This window comes from Mycobacterium simiae (assembly GCF_008370645.1).
Lineage (GTDB): Bacteria > Actinomycetota > Actinomycetes > Mycobacteriales > Mycobacteriaceae > Mycobacterium > Mycobacterium simiae_A.
Genome location: NZ_VTZN01000494.1, coordinates 1 through 571, shown reverse-complemented (window position 1 = coordinate 571; position 571 = coordinate 1). Strand labels below are relative to the sequence as shown.

Genomic DNA, 571 nt, shown 5'->3' with positions numbered 1-571 from the left:
GCGCGACACCATCGCCAAACCGCCACCCAGCGGAAGCCCCGGGCTGATGATCGCGATGGGCCCCGGCTTCTGCTCCGAGCTAGTGCTGCTGCGTTGGCACTGATCCGACGTGGCCGCTCTGCTCGGTCCGGGGAATGCGAAGCCCACATGTCTGTCGCGCCGCTTCGTTGAGTAGCACGGAGGGCCGCGTGGTATGGACAGCACTAAGGAACAACTCATCACGGCGCTGCGCACGGCACTCAAAGAAAACGAGCGGCTGAAACGGGAAAACCGCGCCTATCTGGCCCAGAACACGGAGCCGGTAGCGGTGGTGGGAATGGGCTGCCGGTACCCGGGCGGCATTGATACCCCTGAGGGCCTGTGGGAGATGGTGGCCGCCGGCCGTGACGTGGTGTCGGAGTTTCCGGCGAATCGGGGCTGGGACCTAGCGGACCTGATTGATCCGGACCCAGATGCGATCGGCAAGTCCTATACCCGTAGCGGTGGGTTTCTGACCGATGTCGCAGGTTTTGACGCCGAATTTTTCGGGATAGCGCCTAGTGAGGTGCTGGCGATGGACCCCCAGCAGCGG

The 571-nt window shown here is 64.1% G+C and carries 2 protein-coding genes; both read left to right on the top strand.

Annotated elements, in window-relative coordinates; all coding sequences use genetic code 11:
- The coding region (locus F0Q45_RS29810) for a hypothetical protein (protein ID WP_262491207.1) at positions 1-103 on the top strand (103 nt) is incomplete at its 5' end.
- 90 nt (positions 104-193) lie between these two features.
- On the top strand, positions 194-571 hold a 378-nt coding region (locus F0Q45_RS26595; RefSeq protein WP_149656662.1), incomplete at its 3' end, for a beta-ketoacyl synthase N-terminal-like domain-containing protein.